The organism is Paludibacter propionicigenes WB4 (assembly GCF_000183135.1).
Lineage (GTDB): Bacteria > Bacteroidota > Bacteroidia > Bacteroidales > Paludibacteraceae > Paludibacter > Paludibacter propionicigenes.
The window spans coordinates 49,214-75,199 of record NC_014734.1; the positions used below are offsets into that span (position 1 = coordinate 49,214).

The 25,986-nt window shown below is 37.5% G+C and carries 17 protein-coding genes and 2 tRNA genes; 10 read left to right on the top strand and 9 right to left on the bottom strand.

Annotated elements, in window-relative coordinates:
- The first annotated feature begins 14 nt into the window (after nucleotides 1-14).
- The 5 genes from leuC (at nucleotide 15) to leuB (ending at nucleotide 5,480) form a co-directional block, all read left to right on the top strand.
- Nucleotides 15-1,406, top strand: coding sequence for a 3-isopropylmalate dehydratase large subunit (leuC, locus tag PALPR_RS00275; protein ID WP_013443584.1), 1,392 nt, complete (start codon nucleotides 15-17; stop codon nucleotides 1,404-1,406).
- Between the two features lie 45 nt (nucleotides 1,407-1,451).
- Complete coding sequence (locus PALPR_RS00280; protein WP_013443585.1) at nucleotides 1,452-1,850, top strand: GxxExxY protein; 399 nt, start codon at nucleotides 1,452-1,454, stop codon at nucleotides 1,848-1,850.
- A gap of 60 nt (nucleotides 1,851-1,910) precedes the next feature.
- Nucleotides 1,911-2,498: a 3-isopropylmalate dehydratase small subunit gene (leuD, locus tag PALPR_RS00285; protein WP_013443586.1), complete on the top strand. Its 588-nt coding sequence runs from the start codon at nucleotides 1,911-1,913 to the stop codon at nucleotides 2,496-2,498.
- 62 nt (nucleotides 2,499-2,560) lie between these two features.
- Nucleotides 2,561-4,066, top strand: coding sequence for an alpha-isopropylmalate synthase regulatory domain-containing protein (locus PALPR_RS00290; protein WP_013443587.1), 1,506 nt, complete (start codon nucleotides 2,561-2,563; stop codon nucleotides 4,064-4,066).
- A 292-nt stretch (nucleotides 4,067-4,358) separates the two neighbouring features.
- A complete protein-coding gene (leuB, locus tag PALPR_RS00295) occupies nucleotides 4,359-5,480 on the top strand; it encodes a 3-isopropylmalate dehydrogenase (protein WP_013443589.1) in 1,122 nt (373 codons plus the stop codon).
- Between the two features lie 825 nt (nucleotides 5,481-6,305).
- Here leuB and PALPR_RS00300 read toward each other — a convergent pair.
- From PALPR_RS00300 to PALPR_RS00325, 6 genes are all read right to left on the bottom strand, one after another.
- The gene (locus tag PALPR_RS00300) at nucleotides 6,306-6,860 is read right to left on the bottom strand and encodes a glutathione peroxidase (protein ID WP_013443592.1); all 555 of its coding nucleotides are present in this window, start codon (nucleotides 6,858-6,860) and stop codon (nucleotides 6,306-6,308) included.
- 27 nt (nucleotides 6,861-6,887) lie between these two features.
- A complete protein-coding gene (locus PALPR_RS00305; RefSeq protein ID WP_013443593.1) occupies nucleotides 6,888-7,361 on the bottom strand; it encodes a MarR family winged helix-turn-helix transcriptional regulator in 474 nt (157 codons plus the stop codon).
- 16 nt (nucleotides 7,362-7,377) lie between these two features.
- A complete protein-coding gene (locus PALPR_RS00310; protein WP_013443594.1) occupies nucleotides 7,378-7,863 on the bottom strand; it encodes a glutathione peroxidase in 486 nt (161 codons plus the stop codon).
- 120 nt (nucleotides 7,864-7,983) lie between these two features.
- Complete coding sequence (locus PALPR_RS00315; RefSeq protein ID WP_013443595.1) at nucleotides 7,984-8,742, bottom strand: tetratricopeptide repeat protein; 759 nt, start codon at nucleotides 8,740-8,742, stop codon at nucleotides 7,984-7,986.
- 67 nt (nucleotides 8,743-8,809) lie between these two features.
- Nucleotides 8,810-8,883: transfer RNA gene (locus PALPR_RS00320), tRNA-Asn, on the bottom strand.
- Between the two features lie 146 nt (nucleotides 8,884-9,029).
- Nucleotides 9,030-9,103: transfer RNA gene (locus tag PALPR_RS00325), tRNA-Asn, on the bottom strand.
- A gap of 96 nt (nucleotides 9,104-9,199) precedes the next feature.
- Here PALPR_RS00325 and PALPR_RS00330 point away from each other — a divergent pair.
- From PALPR_RS00330 to PALPR_RS00340, 3 genes are all read left to right on the top strand, one after another.
- The gene (locus tag PALPR_RS00330) at nucleotides 9,200-10,186 is read left to right on the top strand and encodes an adenosine kinase (RefSeq protein WP_013443596.1); all 987 of its coding nucleotides are present in this window, start codon (nucleotides 9,200-9,202) and stop codon (nucleotides 10,184-10,186) included.
- Between the two features lie 191 nt (nucleotides 10,187-10,377).
- Entirely contained in the window at nucleotides 10,378-11,286 is a 909-nt protein-coding gene (locus PALPR_RS00335; protein WP_013443597.1) for a DMT family transporter, read from the top strand.
- A gap of 113 nt (nucleotides 11,287-11,399) precedes the next feature.
- On the top strand, nucleotides 11,400-12,125 hold the full coding sequence (locus PALPR_RS00340; protein WP_013443598.1) for a lysophospholipid acyltransferase family protein: 726 nt from the start codon (nucleotides 11,400-11,402) through the stop codon (nucleotides 12,123-12,125).
- Nucleotides 12,126-12,363: 238 nt separating this feature from the next.
- Here PALPR_RS00340 and PALPR_RS00345 read toward each other — a convergent pair whose 3' ends face one another.
- The 3 genes from PALPR_RS00345 to PALPR_RS00355 form a co-directional block, all read right to left on the bottom strand.
- The gene (locus tag PALPR_RS00345; protein WP_013443599.1) at nucleotides 12,364-13,950 is read right to left on the bottom strand and encodes a glycoside hydrolase; all 1,587 of its coding nucleotides are present in this window, start codon (nucleotides 13,948-13,950) and stop codon (nucleotides 12,364-12,366) included.
- Nucleotides 13,951-13,990: 40 nt separating this feature from the next.
- A complete protein-coding gene (locus tag PALPR_RS00350; protein ID WP_013443600.1) occupies nucleotides 13,991-16,351 on the bottom strand; it encodes a beta-galactosidase in 2,361 nt (786 codons plus the stop codon).
- Between the two features lie 393 nt (nucleotides 16,352-16,744).
- On the bottom strand, nucleotides 16,745-20,785 hold the full coding sequence (locus PALPR_RS00355) for a hybrid sensor histidine kinase/response regulator transcription factor (protein ID WP_013443601.1): 4,041 nt from the start codon (nucleotides 20,783-20,785) through the stop codon (nucleotides 16,745-16,747).
- Between the two features lie 459 nt (nucleotides 20,786-21,244).
- Between PALPR_RS00355 and PALPR_RS00360 the strand changes: the two genes are divergently transcribed.
- Both PALPR_RS00360 and PALPR_RS00365 read left to right on the top strand, forming a co-directional pair.
- The gene (locus PALPR_RS00360; RefSeq protein ID WP_013443602.1) at nucleotides 21,245-24,304 is read left to right on the top strand and encodes a SusC/RagA family TonB-linked outer membrane protein; all 3,060 of its coding nucleotides are present in this window, start codon (nucleotides 21,245-21,247) and stop codon (nucleotides 24,302-24,304) included.
- Between the two features lie 83 nt (nucleotides 24,305-24,387).
- Nucleotides 24,388-25,875 carry a RagB/SusD family nutrient uptake outer membrane protein gene (locus PALPR_RS00365; RefSeq protein ID WP_171805012.1) on the top strand — a complete coding sequence of 496 codons (1,488 nt, stop codon included), beginning with the start codon at nucleotides 24,388-24,390 and terminating at the stop codon, nucleotides 25,873-25,875.
- Nucleotides 25,876-25,986: the final 111 nt, after the last annotated feature.

The window sequence follows — 25,986 nt, forward strand, 5'->3', positions numbered from 1 at the left end:
AGGAAACAAACGAGATGAAAACATTATTTGATAAAATCTGGGATGCTCATGTGGTATCTGCGGTAAAAGATGGTCCCACACAGTTGTATATCGACCGTCATTTTTGTCATGAGGTAACCAGCCCACAGGCATTCAACGGGCTTCGTGCCCGAGGACTGAAAGTATTTCGTCCTGAAAAAACAACATTAACGGCGGATCATAACACACCGACTATTGATCAGGATCAGCCGGTAAAAGATCCGATTTCAAAAAACCAGTTGGATACTTTTGCTAAGAATGCTGCTGAGTTTAATTTGCCGCTATTCTTTCCGTTGGGTCACATTAAAAATGGTGTAGTTCACATTATCGGACCTGAAAATGGTTTTACTCATCCGGGTGCAACTATTGTTTGTGGTGATAGTCATACATCTACTCATGGAGCATTTGGTGCAATCGCTTTCGGTATTGGTACCAGCGAAGTGGAAATGGTTTTGGCTACACAATGTATTCTTCAATCACGTCCGAAAACGATGCGTATAACCTTTAATGGTAAATTAGGAAAAGGTGTTACTGCCAAAGATTTGGCTCTTTATATGATTTCTAAACTTACAACAGGTGGTGCTACCGGATATTTTGTAGAATATGCAGGTGAAGCAATTCGCAATCTTTCTATGGAAGAACGTATGACCGTTTGTAACCTGAGTATCGAAATGGGAGCTCGTGGAGGAATGATTGCTCCCGATCAAACAACATTCGATTATGTAAAGGGTCGTGAGTTTGCACCAAAAGGAGAAGAGTGGGAAAAATCACTTGCTTATTGGAAAACATTGAAGACCGATGAAGGTGCGAAATTTGATAAAGAAATCACTTTTGACGCTGCTGATATTCAGCCTATGATTACTTATGGAACTAATCCGGGTATGGGAATGGGTATTACAGAATCAATTCCTACATTGAGTGAAGTTGACGAAGCCGGACGTATTTCTTTCCAAAAATCAATGGAATACATGGGTTTCCAACCAGGTGATAAACTGGAAGGAAAGAGCATTGATTATGTATTCTTAGGAAGTTGTACCAATGGTCGTATTGAAGATTTCCGCGCATTCACTGCTTATGTAAAAGGGAAGAAGAAAGCTGATAATGTTGTAGCGTGGTTAGTTCCGGGAAGCTGGATGGTAGAAAAACAGATTCGTGAAGAGGGCCTTTTGGATATTCTTACTGAAGCAGGTTTTGCTTTACGTCAACCGGGTTGTTCAGCTTGTCTGGCAATGAACGATGATAAAGTTCCTGCCGGAAAGTATGCCGTTTCAACATCGAATCGTAACTTTGAAGGACGTCAGGGTCCTGGTGCACGTACAATTCTTGCTGGTCCGTTAGTAGCTGCTGCTGCTGCTATTACCGGAAAAATAACAGATCCAAGAGCGTAATCTTTTAGAACGCAAATTCCACAAATAAACGCAAATAAGATAAAGATGGAAGAGTACGATGATTTGATTTCGAAGGAATTAATCGATATTATTCTGACTCAATTTTATAGGGTTTACAATGATTTAGGCTATGGATTTCTTGAAAGAGTTTATCAGAATGCACTCTATTTTGCTCTTGTAAACGAAGGTTTAAAGTGTGAGGTAGAGAAACCTATTAAGGTTTTTCATGATGGACATGTTGTTGGTGATTATCGTGCCGATTTATTAGTGGAAGACTGCGTAATACTGGAATTAAAAGCTTGCGAGGAAATTAATCCAGCTCATGAGGCTCAGTTGATAAATTATTTAAAAGCAACTGAAATTGAAGTTGGATATCTTCTGAATTTTGGAAAGAAAGCTAAGTTCAGTAGAAAAGTATATTCAAATAATAGAAAATTTCTTTAAATAAAATCAGAATTCAAATTTGCGTTTATTCGCGTTATTTGCGTTCAAATTAAATGAAAGATGGAAAAATTTATAACATTAACTTCATCTGTCGTTCCACTTCCAATTGAAAATGTGGATACAGATCAGATTATACCTGCTCGTTTCTTAAAAGCAACGAACAAAGATGGTTTTGGTGACAATCTTTTTGCCGACTGGCGCTACAATAAGGATGGTAGTCCTAAAGCTGATTTCGTTTTAAATAACTCAACCTATAGCGGATCAATTCTGGTTGCAGGTAAGAACTTTGGTTCAGGTTCCAGTCGTGAACATGCTGCATGGGCTATTGATGGATACGGTTTTAAAGTTGTGGTCTCGAGCTTTTTTGCTGATATTTTCCGTGGCAATGCTTTAAACAACGGTGTGCTTCCGGTGGTTGTTACTCCTGAATTTTTAGCTGAAGTGTTTTCGTGTGTCAATGCTGATCCGAAAACAACTTTGACTATCGATTTGAAAAATCAAACGGTTAGCAATAACGCTACAGGAAAATCTGAAACATTCGAAATAAATGCTTACAAAAAAGAATGTTTGCTCAATGGTTTGGATGATATCGATTATTTGTTGAGCAAAAAAGAACAAATCGAACAGTTCGAAAAAGCCAGAGTATAATAGGTTTTTAAATCTTTTTCAAGGTTATTTAGCTTGGAGAAGGTAAATTTTAATATCGAATTATGATAGAAATAATGGATACCACGCTCCGCGATGGAGAACAAACATCGGGAGTTTCTTTTGCTGCACAAGAAAAGTTGAGTGTTGCCCGGCTTCTGCTCGAAGAATTATGTGTTGACCGAATTGAAATAGCTTCTGCCAGGGTATCCGATGGCGAATTTGCCTCAGTAAAGCGTGTGGCTCAGTGGGCTCGTACTCATGGTCATATCGATCAAATTGAAGTACTTGGCTTTGTTGATGGACGAATATCGCTGGAATGGATTCAAAATGCTGGTTGTACTGTTATCAATCTGCTGTGTAAAGGCTCTTTAAAGCATTGCATACATCAGCTTAAAAAGGACCCAGAACAGCATGTTGCCGACATCAAGCAGTTGTTGGTTAATGCCGCAGAAATGGGTATAACCGTCAATGTTTATCTGGAGGATTGGTCAAACGGAATGCGTGAGTCGGAAGATTACGTGTATTTTATGGTAGATTCGTTGAAAGATGAAAATATCAAACGTTTTATGTTGCCCGATACACTGGGAATATTAAACCCGGCGGAGACGTTTGAATTTTGTCGAAAGATGATAAGTCGCTATCCTGATTTACACTTCGATTTTCATGCTCATAACGATTATGATCTGGCTGTAGCAAATGTTTTTGAAGCAGTTAAAGCCGGAGTTAAAGGACTTCATGTTACGGTAAATGGCTTGGGTGAACGTGCAGGTAATGCGCCTCTTTCAAGCGTATTGGCCGTGCTGCATGACCATTTGAAGGTACAAACGGAAATAAAGGAAGATAAAATAAATTCAGTCAGCAAAGTTGTTGAAACTTATTCCGGAATTCGTATTCCTCATAATAAACCGGTTATTGGCGAAAATGTTTTTACGCAGGTAGCGGGGGTTCATGCCGATGGAGATAATAAAAAGAACCTTTATTACAATGATTTATTGCCTGAGCGATTTGGACGTGAGCGTCAGTATGCGCTTGGAAAAACTTCCGGTAAGGCCAATATTCTCAAAAACTTGCAGCAATTGGGCATTGAACTCGACGACGAGATGATGCATCGTGTTACTGCCCGTGTAATTGAGTTAGGTGATAAGAAAGAAATGGTTTCGCTTGATGAGCTTCCTTATATTGTATCCGATGTGTTGAAAAATGAGCAGGAGGAGCAGGTTGTGAAAATAATCAATTATTCATTATCTTTGACTCAGGGTTTACGCCCAATGGCTTCTGTGAAAATGGAAATTAATGGAGCTCTTTATGAACAGTCGGCATCGGGTGATGGACAGTATAACGCTGTTTCTAAAGCTATGTGGAAAATTTACAAGAAACTGAACAAACCAACTCCCGAGTTGCTGGATTATGTGGTGGTTATTCCTCCCGGAGGACAAACCAATGCCTTTGTACAAACAATTATAACCTGGAGGTTTAAGGAAAGAGTTTTCAAAACGCGCGGTTTGGACGGCGATCAGACTGTAGCTGCCATTAAGGCAACCATAAAAATGCTCAACATCATCGACTAGCGTGTTATTGATACCCTTTTTGATTCAGTAAAAAGAAACAGAAAGTTATAAATACTAAAAAGGAAATGATCACGATTGCTGCCTTTTTCGTTTTTCTGAACTTCGAGCTATCTTTTACCGATTTAAAAATTGAAGTGGTTATTATTGAAATAAATGCCCCAACGGTAATAAGTACGTAAACCATTGTCTATATTAATTTATAAGTTTAATACTGCAAAGATAATAATTGTTGATTCATAATAGAAAAATATCTTCTTCAAATTAATAAAAATTCTTAAAATATAAGTAAAATATGTCTGAAACGTCAAAAAGTAGCATTGAGAATGGAATTTTTGCTACAAACTCTAAAAATCTTAATATCGCAGTTCTTCCTGGAGATGGAATCGGTCCTGAAATTGTAGAACAAGCGTTGAATGTAACTAAAGCTATCTGCAATAAATTCGGTCATACTCTAACATACGAATATGCAATCGTAGGTGCCTGTGCAATAGATTCTGTAGGAGAGCCCTATCCAAAGGCTACTCATGATTTGTGTATGAAATCTGATGCTGTATTGTTTGGGGCTATCGGTGATCCGAAGTATGATAACAATCCTGCAGCTAAAGTGCGTCCTGAGCAGGGTTTGCTAAAAATGCGTAAAGATTTAGGTTTGTATGCAAACATTCGTCCTGTAACTACTTTTCCATCGCTTATTCATAAATCACCACTTCGTGCTGATTTGGTTGATGGAGCCGATTTTATGTGTATCCGCGAATTGACAGGAGGTATGTATTTTGGTCGCCCGCAGGGTAGAAGTGAGGATGGTAATACTGCTTACGATACTTGTGTTTATACCAGAGAAGAGGTTGAAAGAATATTGCATTTAGCTTATAAATATGCTGGTCAGCGAAATAAGAAAGTAACTGTAGTAGATAAGGCTAATGTATTGGCAACTTCGCGTTTATGGCGACAGATTGCTCAGGAAATCGCACCGCAATATCCTGACATTGAGACTGAATATATGTTTGTTGATAACGCAGCTATGCGCATTATCCAATGGCCAAAGAGTTTTGATGTACTGGTTACAGAGAATTTATTTGGTGATATTCTTACTGATGAAGCCTCTGTTATCACCGGTTCTCTAGGAATGTTGCCATCGGCATCTGTAGGAATTCATACATCAGTTTTTGAACCTATTCATGGCTCATATCCTCAGGCTGCCGGAAAGAATATCGCAAATCCTTTAGCTACTATCCTTTCTGCTGCTTTAATGTTTGAATATGCATTTGGTATGATGGAAGAAGGTGCTTTGATTCGTGAAGCGGTAGCTGCCAGTATGGCTGCGGGCATTGTTACCGAAGATATTGCTGATAATGCAAAAGCCTATAAAACTTCTGAAGTTGGCGAATGGATTGTGAATTATATAGCAAAATAAGGATTTTTTATTTTCCTTACTTTTGAAATAAAAAAAAGAGAGCGGTAGTTTGTTATTTCAAACTGTCGCTCTCTTTTATAGGGTATTCTGATGAATGATCAAAGCTGTTGTTATTATTTTAATATCATAATAATAACCAAAAGAGTAAGCAAATAACTCGAAAAGAGTAGTATTGCTGTTTTGAAGAATGAACTGATAGATGCAGCTGTCATTAGTGAGAATTATAAATAAAAAATCTGTTGTTTTCCTCGGTTTCAAAAAGAAACGGGCTACAAAGGTATGTAAATTATCAATATGTAGTATCTTGTAGTATTATTTGGGTTAATTGTAGTAAATATCACATATTGACTAAATTTATTATTTTGATTTTGCCAGTTGTTGCTTTTATATAACTTTGCTAATAAATCATTCGTGTTCATATCTCTATGATAATTATATATTTATTCTCTAAACCTAGATTTCAAGGGTGTTTAACGGCTGTAGATATTTATTTTTATTAATGTAATGTTTTTTGTTTTCTTTAAAAATCCACTTCGGTTTAATATTTAAATAATAAGTTTAAATCAGTGATAATGATTTTGAGGTAATTTTAAATCAATGTTGCGTAAACAAAGATTAACTAATATCGAGAATAATATAACATATATTAGCATGTTGAATCTGGTTTTGACTTTTAAAATATCAAATAAAATAGATTCTGCGATATTCTTACAGAAATATAAATTACAGATGTCGTGAATAGTGTGCATTCTCTTATTATCTGTATAAAAAAATAGTCACCTGATTATGTATTCAGATGACTATTTATTTAATTTCTATTTGTAATCAGAGTAATAGTTTCTCTATGTCTGCTGCCAGTTCTTCAGGTTTGATGGCAGAGGCATATCTTTTAATCGGTTTTCCGTTTTTGTCAAGTAGAAACTTAGTGAAATTCCATTTTATGTCCCCGGTTCCGTTATCGGGCAATGAAGCCTTCAGATATTTGTAGAGCGGATCTGCATTTTCGCCATTTACATCTATTTTCATGAACATGGGGAAAGTAACATCATATTTTAATGTGCAAAACTTTGCGATCTCCTCAGCGCTACCCGGTTCCTGATTGCCAAATTGGTTGCATGGAAATCCCAGAATAACCAATCCTCTGTTCTTGTAAGTTTTGTACAGCTTTTCAAGTCCCTCGTATTGCGGCGTATATCCACATTTGCTGGCAGTATTGACTATTAGTACTACTTTCCCTTTAAAGGCTTTCATACTTACATTCTGGCCCTGTATATTAGTGCTTTTGAAACTGTAAAAATCTGTTGAAGTTGATTTTTCCTGTGCTTTCGTGGAAAATGCACCTATCAATAATAAGCATAGAATAATTGAATAATGTTTCATGATGAATTGGTTTTTGTTTATATGTTACTAAACAAGTTCTGTTGTTGTTTGTTCGCTCTCTTTGACCAGATTTATTATATCGTATAAACGATTTTTCAGATCCAAGGCTCGGGCTATTTCGGCATCGTTGGCTTTTATGTTTAATTTGCTGAGTAGGTTGGCCGGGATTTCTGCTGCTTTCGATTGCATATTGACTCCTTGCTCGCTGAGTTTGATTAAAACCTTCCGCTGATCTGCTTTGGATTGTGTGCGTATAAGTAGCCCCATAGTTTCCATTCTTTTAAGCAGTGGAGTTACGGTATTGGTGTTTAAGATGAGCTTTTCGCCTATTTCGTTTACAGTAAGCTCCTCGTGCTCCCACATTACCATTAGTACCAGGTACTGTGGATATGTAATACCAAGCCTGTCCAAATCCTGCTGATAAGCTCGTATAATAAGCCGAGATGCTGCATACAGCGGAAAGCATAGCTGGTTTTCCAGTTTAAGCTGATCGTAGTTCATTTGTCGTTTTCAATTTTTATTTCTTCAACAGGTCTTCAACGTGTTTGCGTAGTTTTTCGGGCGTTGTGACAGGGGCAAAGCGTTTGTACGGATTTCCATTTTTGTCAATGATGAATTTAGTGAAATTCCATTTGATATTGTTCCCAAAAGTTCCTTTTAATTCCTTTTTCAAGTAGGCATAAATGGGGTGGGTATTTTTACCGTTGACTTCTATTTTAGAAAACATAGGGAACGACACTCCGTAATTGATTAAACAGCCTTCCGAAATCTCTTTTTCTGTTCCCGGCTCCTGCTTTCCGAATTGATTGCAAGGAAAACCCAGAATGACTAATCCTTTGTCTTTGTAGTCTTTGTAGAGTTTTTCAAGACCTTCGTATTGTGGGGTAAGTCCACATTTACTGGCGGTGTTTACTACTATTATTACTTTGTCTTTGTAGTCAACCATGGCAATCTCTTTGCCTTGTAGGCTGGTTGCTGTAAATTGGTGAAAATTTGTATTCATGTTTTTTGTTGATTTATTGTTTTATATCGTTTGCGATACAAAAATACAATTTATATCGCACACGACATAAATGCGAATGCGATTTTAATAAATATTAATGTATCCGAGAGGGTAATTGCTTTATTTTTTGATTTTAGATAAAAGGGCAGGGTATAGATTTTCTTTTACCAGCCTGAAAGCAGGTTCTTTATGTAAGGCTTTTTCGTAGATCATTTTTGCAGCAGACAGGTTGTTCTGTTTTTCGTAGATTTTCCCTAGTGTAATCAAAATGTGTAAGTACAACCAGTTTTGATCGGCAGATTTAGATGACTCTATAAGATTTATGGCTTTAAGATAGACTTTTATGGCTTCGTTTTTGTCTCCTCCGAATAGTGCCGGTGCCTGAAACAGTGCATTGGCTTTATCTGTTACGGCTTGAACGTTGCGTGGGTCAGTATTGTAGGCTTTGCTGATACAGGACAGGCTTTCTGAACCCAATGATATAGACTTTAGTTTGTTGATACTCATCTCGAAACCTTTAAATGAACCTTTAAATGCCATGGCAGTTGCATTATTTGGCGAGTTTTTTAATACGTCGTTGATAATTTTTTGAGCAGCACTTATTTCCTTCTTTGCCAGTCCGTTCTTTTTTTGTCCGATAAGGTAGCCTACATATCCGTAGTAAAAATTTATCAGTTCAAGTTTTTGATCGATGCTTGCGGGTGGAGTATTGGTTTCAATGCTGTGTATCGTATTAGCCCAACTCGTCATGTCACTGTTGATATAGGCTTTGTAGATAATTTTCTGGTTGGCTGATTGGGCTGATGTAGTTTGAGCAACAAACAAGAAGGATATTGCGATTAAACTTGCTATAAATAGTTGAATGTCTGATTTTTTCATGTCTGATTTTTTGCTTGATATTAATCGGTATATAACAAAAAAGCCACTACGGTTCGTAGTGGCTTTGCTCTCCCTCTTGGACTTGAACCAAGGACCCTCTGATTAACAGTCAGATGCTCTAACCGACTGAGCTAAGGAAGAGTTTAATTGCGCATTATTTTCAAATGCAGTGCAAAAGTAATAGTTTTTTTGCAATGCTGCAATAGCAGCAGGAAAAGAATTCAAGCTTTTTAGGCGTTTCTGCCTTTTTTCAAAATAAAAAGAGTCGTGTTTCTACGACTCTTTTGCTCTCCCTCTTGGACTTGAACCAAGGACCCTCTGATTAACAGTCAGATGCTCTAACCGACTGAGCTAAGGAAGAATTTTATTGTACATTTTTTTTTGTCAAATGCGCTGCAAAAGTAATGGCTTTTCCTGAAATATGCAATATCTTTGCACGAAAAATACGGATTAATTTATGAAAAGAATATTAGGAATGGGTAATGCCCTGACAGACATTTTATTGCAAATAGACAATGATGAGGTTTTATCTTCGTTGAGTTTGCTAAAAGGCGGAATGCAGTTGATAAACACCGAAAGATCTGAAGAAATTAATGCTTCTGTGAGCCGTTTCGAAAAGAAAATGGCTACGGGCGGATCTGCTTCTAATACCATCAATGGCATTACACGCCTTGGCATGGCCGGTGGATTTGTGGGAAAAGTGGGAAAAGATGATATCGGCTTGTTTTTTACCAACGACTCTATTTATAACGGCGTAGAACCAAAACTATCGTTGAGCGAAACTCCGTCAGGTTGTTGTACGGTGTTAGTCTCTCCTGATGGTGAGCGTACACTTTGTACTTATCTGGGTGCTGCTTGCGAACTGGAAGCTGCCGATTTAACACCCGAGCTGTTTGCCGGATATGATATTTTCCATATTGAAGGATACTTGGTTCAGAATCACGATTTGATTCGTACTGCGGTGAAATTGGCAAAACAGGAAGGATTGAAAGTTTCTATCGATATGGCCAGTTACAATGTGGTGGAAGCGCATCTGGATTTTCTGCATGAGATTGTGCGCGAATATGTGGACATTGTTTTTGCCAACGAAGAAGAAGCACGTGCTTACACCGGCCACGAACCTGAGCAAGCGTTGAATATTATATCAGAACAGTGCGAAATTGCTATCGTGAAGGTAGGAAAAGAAGGCTCGCTTATAAAATCAAATAACGAGAAAGTGCGTATTAAACCTCGTAAAGCAAATTGTATTGATACTACCGGTGCCGGCGACTTGTATGCATCAGGTTTCTTGTTCGGATTGGCAAGCAATTATTCCCTCGAAGTTTGTGGAAAGATAGGATCGGTGGTTTCGGGCAATGTGGTGGAAGTGCTCGGTGCTAAAATGTCCGAAGAGGTATGGGAGAGCATTCATGAAGACATTAGGGAAATTGTTCTAGGTCGATAGTCTTTAGTAGGTAGTTATTAGTTTGTAGTCGGGTAGTAATGAGTCTGCAGTTTGTTGTGTTGGCTGTATAAGGCCAACTCTAATCAAAAAGACATTGCTTTGAATAAAAAACTCTTACCAACTAACAACTTCTTAGTAAAGAATCTCCACTACTAACTACCGACTACCCACTATTTACAAACTATTTGTCGATGTTTAACTCCATAAAATTATATTCTGCCATTGTACTGTCGATGGTTTTTTGGTCATTCTCGTTCATCTGGACAAGGGTGGCCATTCATTCGTTTCAACCCATGACATTGATAACTTTGCGTTTGATATTGGCTTCGTTGCTCTTGTTTGTGGTGCTGAAATCGACAGGTAGATTTCAGAAATTACGCCGTAAGGATGTAAAATGGTTTCTGTCACTGGCTTTTTTTGAGCCGTTTATATATTATGTGGGCGAAACCTACGGATTGACCATGGTAGAATCAACGCTGGCGGCGGTTATTGTCTCTACCATTCCGCTTTTTGCTCCGGTGGTTGCCTTTGTCGTGTTGCGCGAGCGGATAAGTTGGTCGAATATTGTCGGTATAGTTGTTTCGTTGATAGGCGTTTTCTTTGTGATTTATGAACCAACCGGCGGGCTCAAAGCCAATCCACAGGGAGTGGCTTTGCTATTTCTGGCGGTTTTTGCGGCTATCTGCTATGCCACGGTGTTGCGCAAAGTGCCGGATTATTACAATAATATGAGTGTGATATTCTATCAGAGCTTGCTCGGGTTATTGTTTTTTATTCCAACTTTTTTGGTAACGGATTACCCCACCATTCATACTCTGAGGGTGAGTGGAGAATCGTTGATAGCGTTGTTTATGCTATCGGTTTTTGCTTCTGTTATTGCGTTTGTATTGTTTGCCGGAGCAGTGCGCAAGGTAGGAGTGACCCGCACCAATGTATTTGTGAATCTTATTCCTGTTTTTACGGCCATTCTGTCGTGGGTAATTCTGGACGAAATACTTACCCTGAGCAAATGGATAGGAATTGTAATAGTGGTGGTAGGCCTGTTTGTAAGCCAATGGGGCAAAATCAAATTCAATAAAGAAGTAGAAGAAATTCTCTAAAAAAATAATTACCCGGTTTCATTTTGAAAATTATTTATACTAATTTTGTGTAAAGGAATTTTCAACTTGCGCATTTTCGTTTCTGTTGTCTTTTTATTCAGAAAAAATCATCTATGAAACCGAAAAAACATCCACTGTTTAGTATTTATCAATGGATAGTTGCCTATCCGCTTATAGCTTTAGCCACTATTTTGGTTGCCACAGCTACTGTTATTCTCTCTCCGGTTTTTCCCAACAACAAGCTGTCGTATAATCCTGCACGATGGTGGGGGCGGATCATTTGCAGACTTTGTTTCGTACCGGTAAAGGTGCATGGGTTGGACAAACTGGATCCTAAGCAATCGTATATATTTGCGCTGAATCATCAGAGCTTTTTTGATGTTTTTGTGGTGTATGGGCGGTTGCCTTTTATCTTTAAATGGATGATGAAAGCCGAGCTTCGCAAAATACCCTTTGTAGGTAAAGCCTGCGAGTCGGCCGGTCATATTTTTATCGACCGTACCAATCCGGCTACCATTCTGAAAAGTATGGAGAAAGCCAAGCTACAGTTGTGCAACGGGGTGTCGTTGGTAATTTTCCCTGAAGGAACCCGAACCTATACCGGCGAACTGGGTAAATTTAAACGTGGAGCATTTCAGTTGGCAACCGAGCTGTCGCTGCCCATTGTACCGGTAACGCTCAAGGGTAGTTTCGACCGTATGCCGCGAAATTCGATAAACGTTACGCCCGGTCCGATAGAAATGTTTATTCACGAACCCGTCGATCCTCATCTTTACAGACCCGATCAGTTTCATGAACTAATACAATTTACCCGCGATCAGATACAGTCTGCTTTATGAGGATGATAAACTAATTTTGGGGTTCAAATCAGCTGTTAGCTCTCACACCCGAAAACAGAAAAGATCTCTACTCACATAGAAATCTTCTCTTAATCAATACAACGGAAAAAACACTTTTGATTGTAATTATTAATGACTTTCAATCAGTAAAGTCAAGAGAGAGAGTTTTGTTTAATTCAGTTGGTTTGTTTTAAAAACAACTTTAGTTTAAAAACTCCTATATTGTAAAGTTGAAGAGCTAATTCATTGCTCCAACCAATGTAACTATTGATCGCTTGGGCACAACAAATGACTCGCTGCTTTTTATTCTTGTTAGAGGATTTAAACCTTTCTCTGTTGTGTCGTTGGTAATGTAAGGAGTGAAGTATTTAATTTTCATTCCTTTTACCTGAACTTTATAATTCACATCGCTTGATCCATAATTTATCAGCACTGTCACCAGTTTTTTGTTGGAATTATCGACGTATGAAGATACCATGAGCCCGGTTGGATTATTTATGTCCAGATTTTCTCCTGTTACTCCTACGCGTATAGAACCGGGTCTGATAAACCGGCTGAAATTACCGAAAGCCCACAATAACTTGCTTTCTTCAATTTTTCCATCGGTTTTATTTTTGTCAATGTATATCAAGCCGTCTTTATAATCATACACAGACACAGCTAACCACCATTGCCATGTCGAAGCGTTGGCAACCGCGAGGTCGTAGTGAATTATTCTTGCTACGTATAAAGCAGTATTCATTCCTAAGTCTTTTCCGCTTCCTGCAATTTCTTCCTGATCGCCCAAAATGCAATACTCGCTTTGCCAGAAGGCTAAAGGTATAGATGCTTCGGTGAGTTTGTTCTTTAAGGCTAGTCTGCTAGATGTCATATAACCTACCGGGCCTGTAGTGAAATAGCTATGAGCTGATATACTTTTTTCAACATTGGCCATTGCGCCCAGATAACGGGTTGAGTTTTGATTAAAGAACTCGCTAATCTGATTCCCACGTTCGGCTTTATCCGCTTTCTCGTATAAATAATTCAGTTTCCCGGCTTCGCCAATAATTATCTTTGTGTTTAATTTCTTAGCGCTAATCAACGAGTCAAGCTTTTTAGTAATATCGTATATCTCTTGGTTGGTATAAGGACACCCCTCTTGTTTGTTATCTGCCCAGTCCCATTGCGGCTCATTAAAGGGACTCAGGTAGTTTAATGGAATGCCTTCCTGTTGGAAATGGAGCGCCACGTTAGCCAGAAACTCCGAAAACGCAGTATAATTAGAGGGCAACAGATTAGCATGTATGCCTCCAGCCGAGAAAGATTTTCCGTTTTTAGTGAGCGAAACCGGAGGCGAATTGGTAAATCCAAGAAATTGATTCACTCCTCTTTTTTGTGCAGCTTTTATTAACCAACGTTGTCCGGATTGTTTTGTCCAATCGTATGTGCCGTCAGTATTTAAAAAAGTTTCAGTGGTTTTCCATTCATCACGTAGATTATTTTGCCTTGCGCTTCCTGTACCGATGTTAAACCTCCATAATGACAGCCCAATACCTTTGGGTTGACCATTCTTATTCGTTTCAGTACTGAATAGTAAATCGGCAACCCGGTTACGTTTGGCATCGGGCCATAATCCGACAAATTGCCCTGTCCATGCATCCGAAGCTCCAAAATTCTGAATAGTTTGAAACTTAACGTCAGTATTAATTACAATTACAGGAATCTTCTTATTCGATAAAGCATTGTCAGTAGCCCTGTTTCCTGCATAACCGGTACAAAGAAAGTAAGGCATGATTAAAAACAAAACAATACCGAAAACATGGGAGGTTGTAGATTGTAATTTCATACGCTTATCTTTTTAGGGTCGCAATTTCTGGTTAACAGTATTATTGACTTATCACTTTGAACGGATTCTTTTCCAGGAAAAAACGAAAGTCTTTTACCATTCCTTTGGTACTTTTGTCCGTGCGTGGAAGTATTCTGAATCCTTTTACGTTGATTTCTTTACCCATGTCGATTACAACCTGGTGCGGATGATTTGCTTTGTCTCCAATCTTAGTTTGCCAGATAATGGATTCCTGAATGTCAAATAATTTGTCGGCTCCATTAGCTGCTTTCTCAGTTTCTTCACTATCCACAAATACCACTTTCCAGTTGATGGAAGAAATAGCTTTGCCATCTTCACCAATGATTTCAAATTCGGCTGCCGATGTACTGTTGTCGTTTGGATCTTGAGCATTCAATGCTTCGAAACAGAAATAGCGTCCAGCAGTCATCTCATTCAGATTGACAGTTTTCCATCCGCTTTCGGCAGGGAACGTACCAGTCACAACCGCATTCAGACCATTCAGATTAAGACTTTTGGCTCCTTTTTGTTGTTGATTATCATCTTTTCCTATTACATCCAAAATCGGGTAATTAAGTCCGGTAATGCTTGCCGATTTCGGTTTGTCAATATCCAACACAATAATTTCATTCCGTCCTTTTTTTAAATAACAACCCGGCAGGCAAAGTGTTTGTGTAGGTCCTACTTTCCAAAAACGACCTAAGTTATGTCCATTTACCCAAACCATTCCCTTGCCCCATGAGCTCATGTCCAGATAAGTATATCCTGTTTTGGTAAGGTTGAATGAAGCTCTGTACCATGCAGGACCGGTTGCAGGTTTTACAGTAAACCTTGCTTTTGTCTGAAACTGATAATCCACAGGTAGATTGAAAATAGTCCAGTTCTTTAATTCCTTTTCTGTGTTACCGTCGGAAAGTATAACTTTATCCGTAATCCCTTTACGATCGAGAATCGCCTCACCATAATTTACACGCCCCATTCCTTCTACCAGAATATCCAACTGTGCAGCGGATTTTAGAGCAGGAATTTCAATTGTGTTTTCGCCTCTGCGTCGATCCAGTTTTCCGATGGCCTTTCCATTAATAAACACGGTTGCCCAGTCATGCACATCTTTGATAATCAATGTTTGTTTGTGGTTGCAGTCAGCTAGTTGTTTTCTGTAAATAATGGAACCCCAACCTTGGTCGAAAAACTCCATAGGTTGAATATTTTCCGATTGTTTGGCTACAGGCAGATTTTCAAACACATTAGCCGTCTGCGTAAACTTAATTGTTGGAATAGTTATGGTTATTTCCGGATTTTGAGGAATAGCAGGTAGTGATTCACCTTCCTGCAAGTAGTTTTTTAGTAAATCGCGGATGGCATAGAACTTATCTGTTGGATTGCCGGCTTCATCAATTGGTGCATTGTAGTCGTACGACGAAGTAGTAGGAGCGTAAGCAGGAGCATTAGCACCAGCCCATTGCCCGTATGATGTGCCACCATGAGCCATATAAAGACTGAAAGAGATTCGTTTGTCCATCATGTCTTTCAGACTGCCAATAAAGCTGTTAATCTCGCGGGTTTCGTGCGGACGACCCCATTGATCGAACCAGCCTGTCCAGTATTCACCGCACATTAGTGGCGAATCGGGATTCATTTCTTTAAATTTTTTAAACTGGTCGTCAATATTGGAACCGGCACCAAAATTCAATGCATTTACAGCTCCATCCAGTTTATAGTGAAAGAAATTAGATGACCAGTCGCAGCGAAGCAGTTGAACTTTGCCGAAACCAGCCTGACGGACATTATTTCGCATTGTTTCCATATATTTACTATCGCTACCCCAGGTTCCGTATTCATTCTCAACCTGCACCATAATGATGTTTCCACCATTTTGAATTTGTAGCGGAGCCAGTTGTTTTCCTGCTTCGTTCAGATATTTTTTTGTTTGTTCCATAAAATAGCTGTCGCTAAGGCTACGCACCTGTAGGTCTTTCTTTTTCAATAACCACCAGGGAAGCCCGCCCATATCCCATTCGGCACAAACGTACGGTCCGGGGCGAACAATACAGTACATACCGTTTTGTTGTATTAAGCGAACAAATTCAGCGACATCATTTTGTCCTTTAAAATCGAAAACTCCGGGAGTCTGTTCATGTATGTTCCAGAATAAATATATGCAAATTGTGTTCATCCCCATCGCTTTACACATTTTTATGCGATGATCCCAATAGGCTTTGGGTATGCGGGTATAATGCAGTTCACCGGCTCTGATAATATACGGTTTTCCGTTAAGCATAAACTCATTTTTGCCGGCATGGAATGAATTTGAAAGATCTGCTGAGGTTGGTGTTAAGGGGAAAATATAGTTGTTGGCTGTTAGTAAAATTATTAAGAGACCGATGATTTTTCTATTCATAGCACGATAAATTATATTGAGTTTTCTTGTATTTCGTAATTTTGAACTTTATATTTGAACAGGAAACAGTAACTTAGATTTATTCCAGATTTACGTCAACAAAGTTATTTCTAAGTTGACAAAACAAGGGTAAAAATCATCTCAATAAAGGCTAAAATAAAGTCATTTCACGCTTGTCGGTTTAGTATGCCGAGTTTGTTCTTGTATTTAAAGTGTTGATAAATAAGTATCAAAGAAGGTGGGGCGTTTTTACGATGGATATACATGCCAAAGACCTGAACTTTCTATTTCGGAGAGAGTTCAGGTCTGATAGTTTTGTGCTGTGAATGGTGATGTGCAGCCTTGGAGAAATCTGGCAGCACGGTTCTAATGGATAATCATGGAATACCCGTTTTACTCGTTTTGAGCCGAATCTCTATACTCGCGGGGAGTCATGCCAAACTCAGTTTTGAAACAACTACTAAAGTATTTCGGGTTGTTAAATCCAAGAGAGTAGGCAATTTCTGAGATTGGATCGTTGTTGCTGACGAGCATCTTGCATGCATGTTTGAGTCTTATGTTTCGGATAAACTCACCGGGCGAAAGATCTGTCAGTGCCTTAAGTTTGCGATGTAAAGTTGACTTTGAGCTGTTCATGGCCTCTGCAAATTTATCAAAATCAAATTCGAAATCATCCATGTGTTGTTCAACTATAGCAATTCCTTTTTGCAAAAACTCTTCGTCTAAGGAACTGTACTGCATTGCGGAAATATTCACTTGTTGATCTTTTCTGAAATCAGTAATATTTTTTTTTCGTTTGGAGATCAGATTATTTACTCTGGCTTCCAGAACCTTTAAATCAAATGGCTTAGGCATGTAAGCGTCAGCTCCAGCATTAAAGTAATCTATCTGGTCGTCAGTTGAGATTTTTGCTGTAAGTAGCAGAATGTCAATGTGGCTTGTTGTAATGTCTGATTTAAGTGTCTTGCATAGTTCAAGTCCGTCCATTTCGGGCATCATTACATCCGAAATAATTAAATCAATCGGATGTTCATTTACGGAATTAAGAGCCTGATTACCATTATAGGCACTATATACCGTGAATCTGTTTTCTAAATGGTTCACAATAATCTGATTAAGCTCCCTGTTGTCTTCTACCACCAGAATATTATAATTGCTTGTATCGGAAGTTTTTTCAGGTTCTAATTTCTCAGGTGTTATTTCCTGCGCCGAAAGCATTACATTTTTTGCATCATTCTCTTCGGAGGCAAATTCATCTTCCGTAAAAGCGTCTTCAGAAACAGGAATTTCAAAGGTAAATGTAGTTCCTTCTTTCAGTTTACTATCCACATTGATCTCTCCTTTGTGAATCTGGAGTAAGTCGCGCACTAACGACAGCCCGATACCATTACTCTGGCTCTGATCAGACGAATTACTGATGTAGAAACGAGAGAAAATATGCGGCAAATCTTTTTCGTGAATACCCTCGCCGGTGTCACTTACAGAAAGATGGAGAAAGCTCATTCCTTCTTGAACGGGGAAGCTTATTTTGATGATGATGCTGCCTCCTGACGGGGTGAACTTGAAAGCATTTGATAACAGGTTATAAAGTACTTTATCTAACTTATCGGGGTCAAAATAAGCTGAAAAACTATCATGCGTGGTTTCTATTGCAAAGGAAATGTTTTTCTCATTAATAAGTGGTTGAAAGTTAGTATAACACACCTGATGAATAAACGAAACTATATCGCTGTTTTTTACTTTAAGCTTCATATTTCCTGTATCTATCTTTCGGAATGCAAGGATTTGTCTTATCAATCGGCGTAGCCGGTTCACATTGTTTTTTATTAGTTCAACCTGATTTTTATCAACCTGAGATTTTGACTGTAATTCGTCAATGAGCAAGGAAATAATGGTAAGTGGTGTAAGTAAGTCGTGAGAAATATTGGTGAAATAGCGTAATTTTGTTTGAGCAAGTTCTTCCGATTTTTCTTTATCGATGCGAGAAATGCGTAACTCATTACGAAGTCGAACCCTGTTTAATAGAAACCATATTATTGCGCCAGCCAGACAAAAATAGAGCAAATATGCCCACCATGATTGGTAAAAATGAGGCTTTTTGATAATTGTAAGAGAAGAAATCCGGTTAACCCATTGCCCATTTTCATCGGTAGCTTTTACCTCGAAAGTATATTGTCCGGAAGGCAGATTAGTGTAGTTTACGTATCGGCGGTTGTTGCCAAGATATACCCAATCCTTGTCAATACCTATTAATCTGTAAGCATATTGAATTTTGTCAGCAGAGGAATAATTCAAAGCTGAAAATTCTAAACTTATGTTGTCATCTTTTGGTTGAAGAATTAATTTATTACGCTGAGAGTCGTAATGAGATTTATTGGTGTGATCAAAAATGGAAAGGTTATTTACATCAATGTTTGTGATGGTTACTTTTGACGAAGAAGTGTGATGATTACTAGCCTCACCAGGTGTAAATAAACAGAATCCTTTGTTTCCACCAAAGAATATCTGACCGTTTTGAAGTTTAATGCCTGCATTTTTGGAAAAAGAGCTCACTAATATACCATCAGAGGGCGTATAGTAAGTAGAAACATGATTGACAGGATTATAGCGAATAATCTTTTTTACAGTAGATATCCACAGCAATCCATAGTTGTCTTCTACAATATCTTGTATTGCATCCTCGGTAATACCGTATTGAGAACTAATATCGGTCATTTTATTGGCTTGGTAATCATACAAATATATGCTTCCTTCTCTTGAGCCGATATAAACATTTCCATTTTTTACACAACAAACAGACTGTATGGAATTGCTTTGTAAGTTTCCCGATTTCTCGCTAAAGTTCATAATCCGGGTTATTACTTTAGCATTCAGTTGGATTTGAAAAACGCCCTGTTTCTCTGTTCCTACCCATATATGTCCATTCTTGTCTTCTGCAATACTTGTTATGTTGGAGATTTTACTGCTTATTAGAGAAATTCTTCCGTTTGCAAATCTTTTATACAAACCTTGTTCAAATCCGATCCATACATTGCCGTTAGAATCTTCCAGAAAGCAATTGATTACAGAATGGTTTGTTTTGTCAATATTAATCGTTGTGACATTATTAATATCTCCATTGGGTTGTTCCTGACCAACATATATTTCGTTAGATTCTTCTTTCACAATCCATATCTCATGCCTGCTATTAACTTGATAAATTGCCTGAATGTTTTGTACTCCCTGAAATAGAGGATTTTTAGATTGAGTTAATATTCCTGTTCGCAAATCTAATGTATATAATCCCAGGCGGTCAATTACTAAATATATCAGATTTCCAGTTGCTTTGCAAACATGGTAAACATTGGGTGAAAAGCCGATTTTTTTTGTAAGTGTCGCTAAAGAGTTGGATTGAAATGAAGATTTGCTAAAATCAAGCTTGTATATTCCTTCTCCAACTGATCCTAACCATAAATTACCTCTTCTGTCATTGATAATTTCGTGAAATAATTTATTACTGGGTTCATTAAACATTGATTCACTATCAATAAGATTTAAGGTGTGATCATTTACTTTTTCAAGGACATTTAAGCCTGAGAATGAAACAATCCAAATGTATCCCATTTTTGAATCCTGTATAATACTGTATATAATATTACTCATCTTCACAGGCTTCCCATTTTTAATGAAGGATACCGGAGTAAATGGGTTGCCGGAAATGTTCTTTAAATCCATAGAAAACATACCATCTCCCCATGTGCATATCCAGTAATTATGATCTTTATCTTCTAATATTCTGAAAGGACTATTTGTCTTTCCAATCGGAGGAAGTATTTCAAATTTATCGCGGGTTGGCTGGTATAAAGCTATTCCTCCCTTCCAAAACATAGCCCAGATTCGACCTTCAGAATCTTCGTATATTGACGATACTCTGTTAGGCAGAGCTGATTTTAGTTTAATATCGTGCTGGTAAACATGACTTTTTTTGTTACGATCTATCCGAATGATTCCTCTACTATTGGTTGCTACCCAAATATTGCCGGCTTTATCCACACGTAATGCATTAATTCTATCTCTACCAATCATGGGATTATCATACGGAGTGATAGAATAATTCGATTTGTCTATGATATTAATTCCTTCAATTGTACCAATCCATAAACAATTATTATTGTCTTCAACTATACATTGTATATTGTTGTTATTTAGTTTGTTGTGGTTGATCGCACTTGAACGAAAAATTTTTATTCTGTATCCGTCAAACCGACAAAGACCATCTTTTGTGCCGAACCACATATATCCTTCTTTGTCATTATAAATGCGCTGTACAGAATTAGAGGGAAGTTGATCTGAATAGTAAAAATGCTCGAAAGACAAATTGGTTGAAGCAAAAACGGATCCCGTCAATGATATTGTGATGAATAATATAGAAAGAAATATCTTTTTTGTTTGCATAGTATTAAACTTATAATAATACAAAAATAGATAGTTTTTTCAAATAATGGCAATACACAAAACTTAATTCATATTTTATAGTTTTAAACCCTATGGTAGTTTGTTGGATGTTTTTGTTGTTTTTATAAGTTGACTTTATGTACACAAATTAGAAGATGTTTATCAATAATGACAATAAGGATTGAGTGCTAATTTATTAAATAGTAGGCTTTTAATACAATAATGTAATCTGCAATACTTTTTGAATTGCACTTATTTGTGACTTATTTGAACGAATAAACGACCATAAATAAGTATTATATACAATACATTTGCATGTCAACAAACCCCAATATTAATATCAAAATTTTAAAGTATGATTAAATCCAGTTAGTATGAGTTCTTTCTTCTTATTAAGCAGACGAAAGATATTTTATCTTTATAATTAATTACAATCTAATATTACTTAAATTTGAAATCATGAATGTAAAAAGAAAATTTTTCTTCATTTTGGCTTTAATGATTTGTTATTTGCCAACGTTAAAAAACATCGATAGTGGTGTTACCGCTCAAACCATTCAACAAAAAACGAGTACCATTTCAGGGAAAGTCATAGACACAAAAGGAGAACCATTAATTGGTGTTACTGTAAGAATTAAAGGTGAATCAAATGGTACAGTAACTGATGTTGATGGTGCTTTCAGCATTAAGAATGTTACGCCATCTACAGTGTTAATTTTATCGTACGTGGGAATGAATAATGCTGAAGTTGTTGTCGGAAATCAAAAAACAATTAAATTGACTTTATCGGACAAATCAATCGGTATGGATGAAGTAGTTGTTATTGGTTACGGTACACAAAAGAAAGTAAATCTGACTGGTTCTGTTGGAAATGTTCAGATGAGTGACATGGAAACCAGACCGTTGACTGATGCAAGTTTAGCTTTACAAGGTACAGTTGCAGGGGTATATGCTTTGCAAAGTTCAGGTAAACCTGGTGATGACAACGCAATTATTTCAATCAGAGGTATCGGAACATTTGGTAATAATAACCCTTTGGTAATTATTGATGGATTCCCAGGCAATATGTCTGATGTAAATGCCAATGACATTAAATCGGTATCGGTATTGAAAGATGCTGCTTCCTCTTCTATTTATGGAAACAGAGCTGCAAACGGTGTTATCTTGATTACTACTAAAAGGGGTTCCTCAGGCAAGATGTCAGTGAGCTACAATGGTTACTTTGGTGTACAGCAAGCTACGAGATTACCTAACGTTTTAAATTCAGTTCAGTATGCAACACTTAAAAATGAAGCTGCAGCAAATTCTGGACGTGTAGCAAGCTTTACGGATGCAGACATCCAAAAATTTGCAGCACACAACGACCCAATGTATCCTGACATTAATTACTTTGATGTTTATTATGGAAAAGCTCAAACTCAAAACCACCGTTTGAGTCTTACAGGAGGTAGCGAAAATGTACAATTTGCCTTTATGCTTGGACAGTTAAACCAAGATGGTATTATGGTAGGCACTGATTATAAGAAAACAGATTTCCGTTCTAACATTGATGCCTTTTTCTTGAAAGATAAACAATTAAGAATCTCTACTAAGATAGCCGGTAACTTGGGTGTTAAGAATGAACCTACTAGTGTGTGGAATGCTACTTGGTATGCTACACTTGCGCCAATATATCCTTTACAGAATGCTGCTGGTCAGTATATGTCAGTAAATGGAGAATTAGATCCTTACGCAGAAATTCAAGCTGGTAGTACCAGAAAAGTAAAACGATACGATTTAAGTGCGCAGGCTGAAGCAGAATATAAAATCTTTAAAGATTTAAGTGCACAGGTGACTTATGGGTATAACGTTATGTCATCCAATGAAAATGCTTTTAATGCCAATGTGGTATTACAAAATAAAGCAGGAGGTACAAAAACAGAGCAATCAGATTTGTATATTAAAAATGAAACTGATGTTCAAACGATGTTCACCGGTTTACTTAAATACAATAAAACTTTTGGAGACCATGATTTGAATGTACTGGCAGGTTATTCAGAAGAAGAGTTTACTTATGATTGGCAGAGTGGCTATCGAAAAAATTTCGTAAACAATACCCAAAGAATTCTTAGCTTGGGTGATGCTGCCTCACAGACAAATGATGCAGGAAGTTATGATCTTGGTTTGCGCTCTTATTTTGGACGTATAAACTATGGTTTTCAAGGAAAATATTTGCTTGAAGCTAATATTCGTCGAGATGCCTCTTCCAGATTTGCTGAAGGACATCAATGGGGTACATTCCCTTCATTCTCTGCTGGTTGGATCGCTTCAAATGAAAGTTTCTTGAAAAGTGCCAATTGGATTAGCCTGTTAAAACTGCGTGCGTCATGGGGTCGATTAGGCAATCAAAACATTGATAATTACTATAATGGTAGTGATATCTTAGCATCTGGTCAAAATTACTCTCTTGGAGGAACTTTATACTCCGGCGTGGCAATTAGAGATATGACCAACAAACTATTGACATGGGAAACTGCGCAACAATTAAACTTTGGTGTTGATTTTAATCTGAAGAACGGATTTGAACTGACTGCTGACTATTTTAATAAAAAGACAAAGGATCTATTAAAAAGACAACCTATTCCGGCTACAATGGCATTAGGTTATCCGTTTGCAAATGCCGGTGAAGTTCAAAATGAAGGTATTGAAGGTTCTATCACATACAGAAAATCATTTACAAATGGACTAAAATTGCGTACCACACTTAACTTAGCTCATATTGTAAATAAAATTACAAAATTGGATGTTAATGAAGAATTTACTTCTCCAAAGGCAATTATAATAGGGTCAGCGATTAATTCATTTTATGGTTACCAAATGGATGGAATCTATCAGACATCTGATTTTACTGGATATGATCAAATTCAAAAAAAATGGATTTTAAAACCTGGAGTTGTTGATGTAACTGACTTTAGTGCAGAACCAGGAGATATTAAATTTAAAGATCTCAACGGAGACGGCGTAGTGGATCAGAATCATGATAGGAAGGTTCTAGGAAAACAATTCCCGGATTTATCTTATTCTATGAATATTAATTTAGAATGGAAGGGATTTGATTTTAGTATGTTCTTCCAGGGTGTTCAGGGAATTCAGGGCTATTTCTATTATGAAATTGCTACTCCATTCAGTGGTGTTGCTAATCTAGGTTCGTGGTGGATGGACAGATGGACACCAACGAACCCATCTAACACAATGCCAAAGGTGACTTTAAATGAGACTCATACAAATGTTCACTCTTCTTTTTACATGGAAGATGCATCGTATCTTCGTTTAAAGAACATCGAACTGGGGTATACTATAAGTCCGACTATTCTTTCAAAAATAGGAATTAGCTCACTAAGAGTTTATGGAAATGTTCAGAATGCCTTTACTCTTACTAAATTCAAAGGTTTTGATCCGGAACAAAAGACAGACCAAACCAGAGCTGAAGCCTTTCCACAGGTTCGAGTTATGACTGTAGGTGTAAATGTTAACTTTTAAATATGATGATTATGAACAATATAAATAGAATTATTACTTTATCGTTTATTTTATTGAGTTTGTTGGGCTGTTCAAGTGACCTCTTGGACAAGACCCCAAAAGACAGACTGTCTCCAGCTACGTTCTATCAAAATGAAACACAGTGTAAAATGGCGCTGATGGGCGTTTATAATGCCCTTCAGCCCAATGCAACACCAACTCATTTTTATCAGTTTGAATTTATGTCTGATAACGGTTATTGTCAGGCTGCATGGCAAGGTTCAAATGAAATTGGTTCATGGAGTACCAACTCAAACAGTTGGGGTCCCAATGCGAAATGGTCACAGGATTATGCAATTATTTCGCGGGCAAATCAATTTATACAAGACATCAGTACTGCTTCGGTAAGCGATGATGTTAAAGCTCCTATGGTAGCAGAAGCTAAATTCTTAAGAGGTTATGCCTATTCAGATTTGATTACTTATTTCGGTGATGTGCCACTTATTACTAAAGTTTTGCCATTAGCTGATGCTTATGTAAAAAGAAATGCTAAAGCCGAAGTGCTTACTCAAATTCTTACTGACCTGACAGATGCAGCAAGTGGTCTTCCTACTTCTTATTCTAAAGAAAATATAGGACGTGCTACAAAAGGAGCCGCGTTGGCTTATAAGGCCAAGATATTACTCTATAATCAAAAATGGGCAGAGGCAGCACAAGCAGCCAAAGATGTTATGGATTTAAAAGTTTATGATTTTTATCCTAACTATTCTGACCTTTTCACTGAAGCTCATGAGAATAATGTTGAAGTGATTTTTGATATCCAGTATATTCCAACAACTCAAAGTCAACCATGGCCTGCAGAACCATTTGTTCTTGGAACCTGGCAAACATCAAACATCACAGCTGATATGATTAATTCATATTACATGACTAATGGTAAGCCTATTACAGATGCTACATCGGGCTATAATGATCAAAATCCTTATAAAAACAGAGACCCAAGACTGGACGCTACTGTAGTGCTACCTGGTACAAAATATGGTACAGCTACTTTTATCCCTGCTAGTTATGATGAATATCCTTGTGGTGCTAAGCCACGTAAGTATGCAGAGTACGGAATTGCTGATGTCAATAACAGCTCATTGAATACTATTTTGATGCGTTATGCAGATATCTGTCTTATGCGAGCCGAAGCACTTGTTGAGTCAGGTAGCACAGCTCAGGAAATCTATGATCTTATTGATAAAGTGCGCGCCAGAGTGGGTATGCCAACTGTTGAATCAGTAGAAGGTACTGGTCTTAGCCAAGCACAACTTCGCCAAATTATCAGACATGAAAGAAGGGTTGAGTTTTGTATGGAAGGAACGCGCTATGCCGATATGTTGAGATGGAAAGATGAATCGTTGGTACATGATGTTTATGGTTATGATAAAACGAAATTGTCTGATCCAACTAATCCAGCCAAATGGGTGTTCTCACAAATTAAAATTGACACAAGAACATTTAATGCAACTAAAGGATGGTTGTGGCCAATTCCTCAATCAGATATATTGATTAATAAAAATTTACTTCCGAATAATCCTGGATATTAAAAAATGATTGTTGTTTGACATTGTTCCTTTAAAAGGGAATAATACTGTATATCTATTTCCTATGAGAGCATAATTACTATGTATTATTGGTAACGAAAAGGATTAGTAAAT

Excerpts from the sequence above, each read along its gene's own strand:
- leuD (WP_013443586.1), top strand. The coding sequence starts at position 1,911 with ATGGAAAAATTTATAACATTAACTTCATCTGTCGTTCCACTTCCAATT.
- PALPR_RS00300 (WP_013443592.1), bottom strand. The coding sequence starts at position 6,860 with ATGAAACATTATTCAATTATTCTATGCTTATTATTGATAGGTGCATTT.
- PALPR_RS00335 (WP_013443597.1), top strand. The coding sequence starts at position 10,378 with ATGTTTAACTCCATAAAATTATATTCTGCCATTGTACTGTCGATGGTT.
- PALPR_RS00290 (WP_013443587.1), top strand. The coding sequence starts at position 2,561 with ATGATAGAAATAATGGATACCACGCTCCGCGATGGAGAACAAACATCG.
- leuC (WP_013443584.1), top strand. The coding sequence starts at position 15 with ATGAAAACATTATTTGATAAAATCTGGGATGCTCATGTGGTATCTGCG.
- PALPR_RS00340 (WP_013443598.1), top strand. The coding sequence starts at position 11,400 with ATGAAACCGAAAAAACATCCACTGTTTAGTATTTATCAATGGATAGTT.
- PALPR_RS00280 (WP_013443585.1), top strand. The coding sequence starts at position 1,452 with ATGGAAGAGTACGATGATTTGATTTCGAAGGAATTAATCGATATTATT.
- PALPR_RS00345 (WP_013443599.1), bottom strand. The coding sequence starts at position 13,950 with ATGAAATTACAATCTACAACCTCCCATGTTTTCGGTATTGTTTTGTTT.
- PALPR_RS00315 (WP_013443595.1), bottom strand. The coding sequence starts at position 8,742 with ATGAAAAAATCAGACATTCAACTATTTATAGCAAGTTTAATCGCAATA.
- PALPR_RS00360 (WP_013443602.1), top strand. The coding sequence starts at position 21,245 with ATGAATGTAAAAAGAAAATTTTTCTTCATTTTGGCTTTAATGATTTGT.
- PALPR_RS00350 (WP_013443600.1), bottom strand. The coding sequence starts at position 16,351 with ATGAATAGAAAAATCATCGGTCTCTTAATAATTTTACTAACAGCCAAC.
- PALPR_RS00330 (WP_013443596.1), top strand. The coding sequence starts at position 9,200 with ATGAAAAGAATATTAGGAATGGGTAATGCCCTGACAGACATTTTATTG.
- leuB (WP_013443589.1), top strand. The coding sequence starts at position 4,359 with ATGTCTGAAACGTCAAAAAGTAGCATTGAGAATGGAATTTTTGCTACA.
- PALPR_RS00305 (WP_013443593.1), bottom strand. The coding sequence starts at position 7,361 with ATGAACTACGATCAGCTTAAACTGGAAAACCAGCTATGCTTTCCGCTG.
- PALPR_RS00310 (WP_013443594.1), bottom strand. The coding sequence starts at position 7,863 with ATGAATACAAATTTTCACCAATTTACAGCAACCAGCCTACAAGGCAAA.
- PALPR_RS00355 (WP_013443601.1), bottom strand. The coding sequence starts at position 20,785 with ATGCAAACAAAAAAGATATTTCTTTCTATATTATTCATCACAATATCA.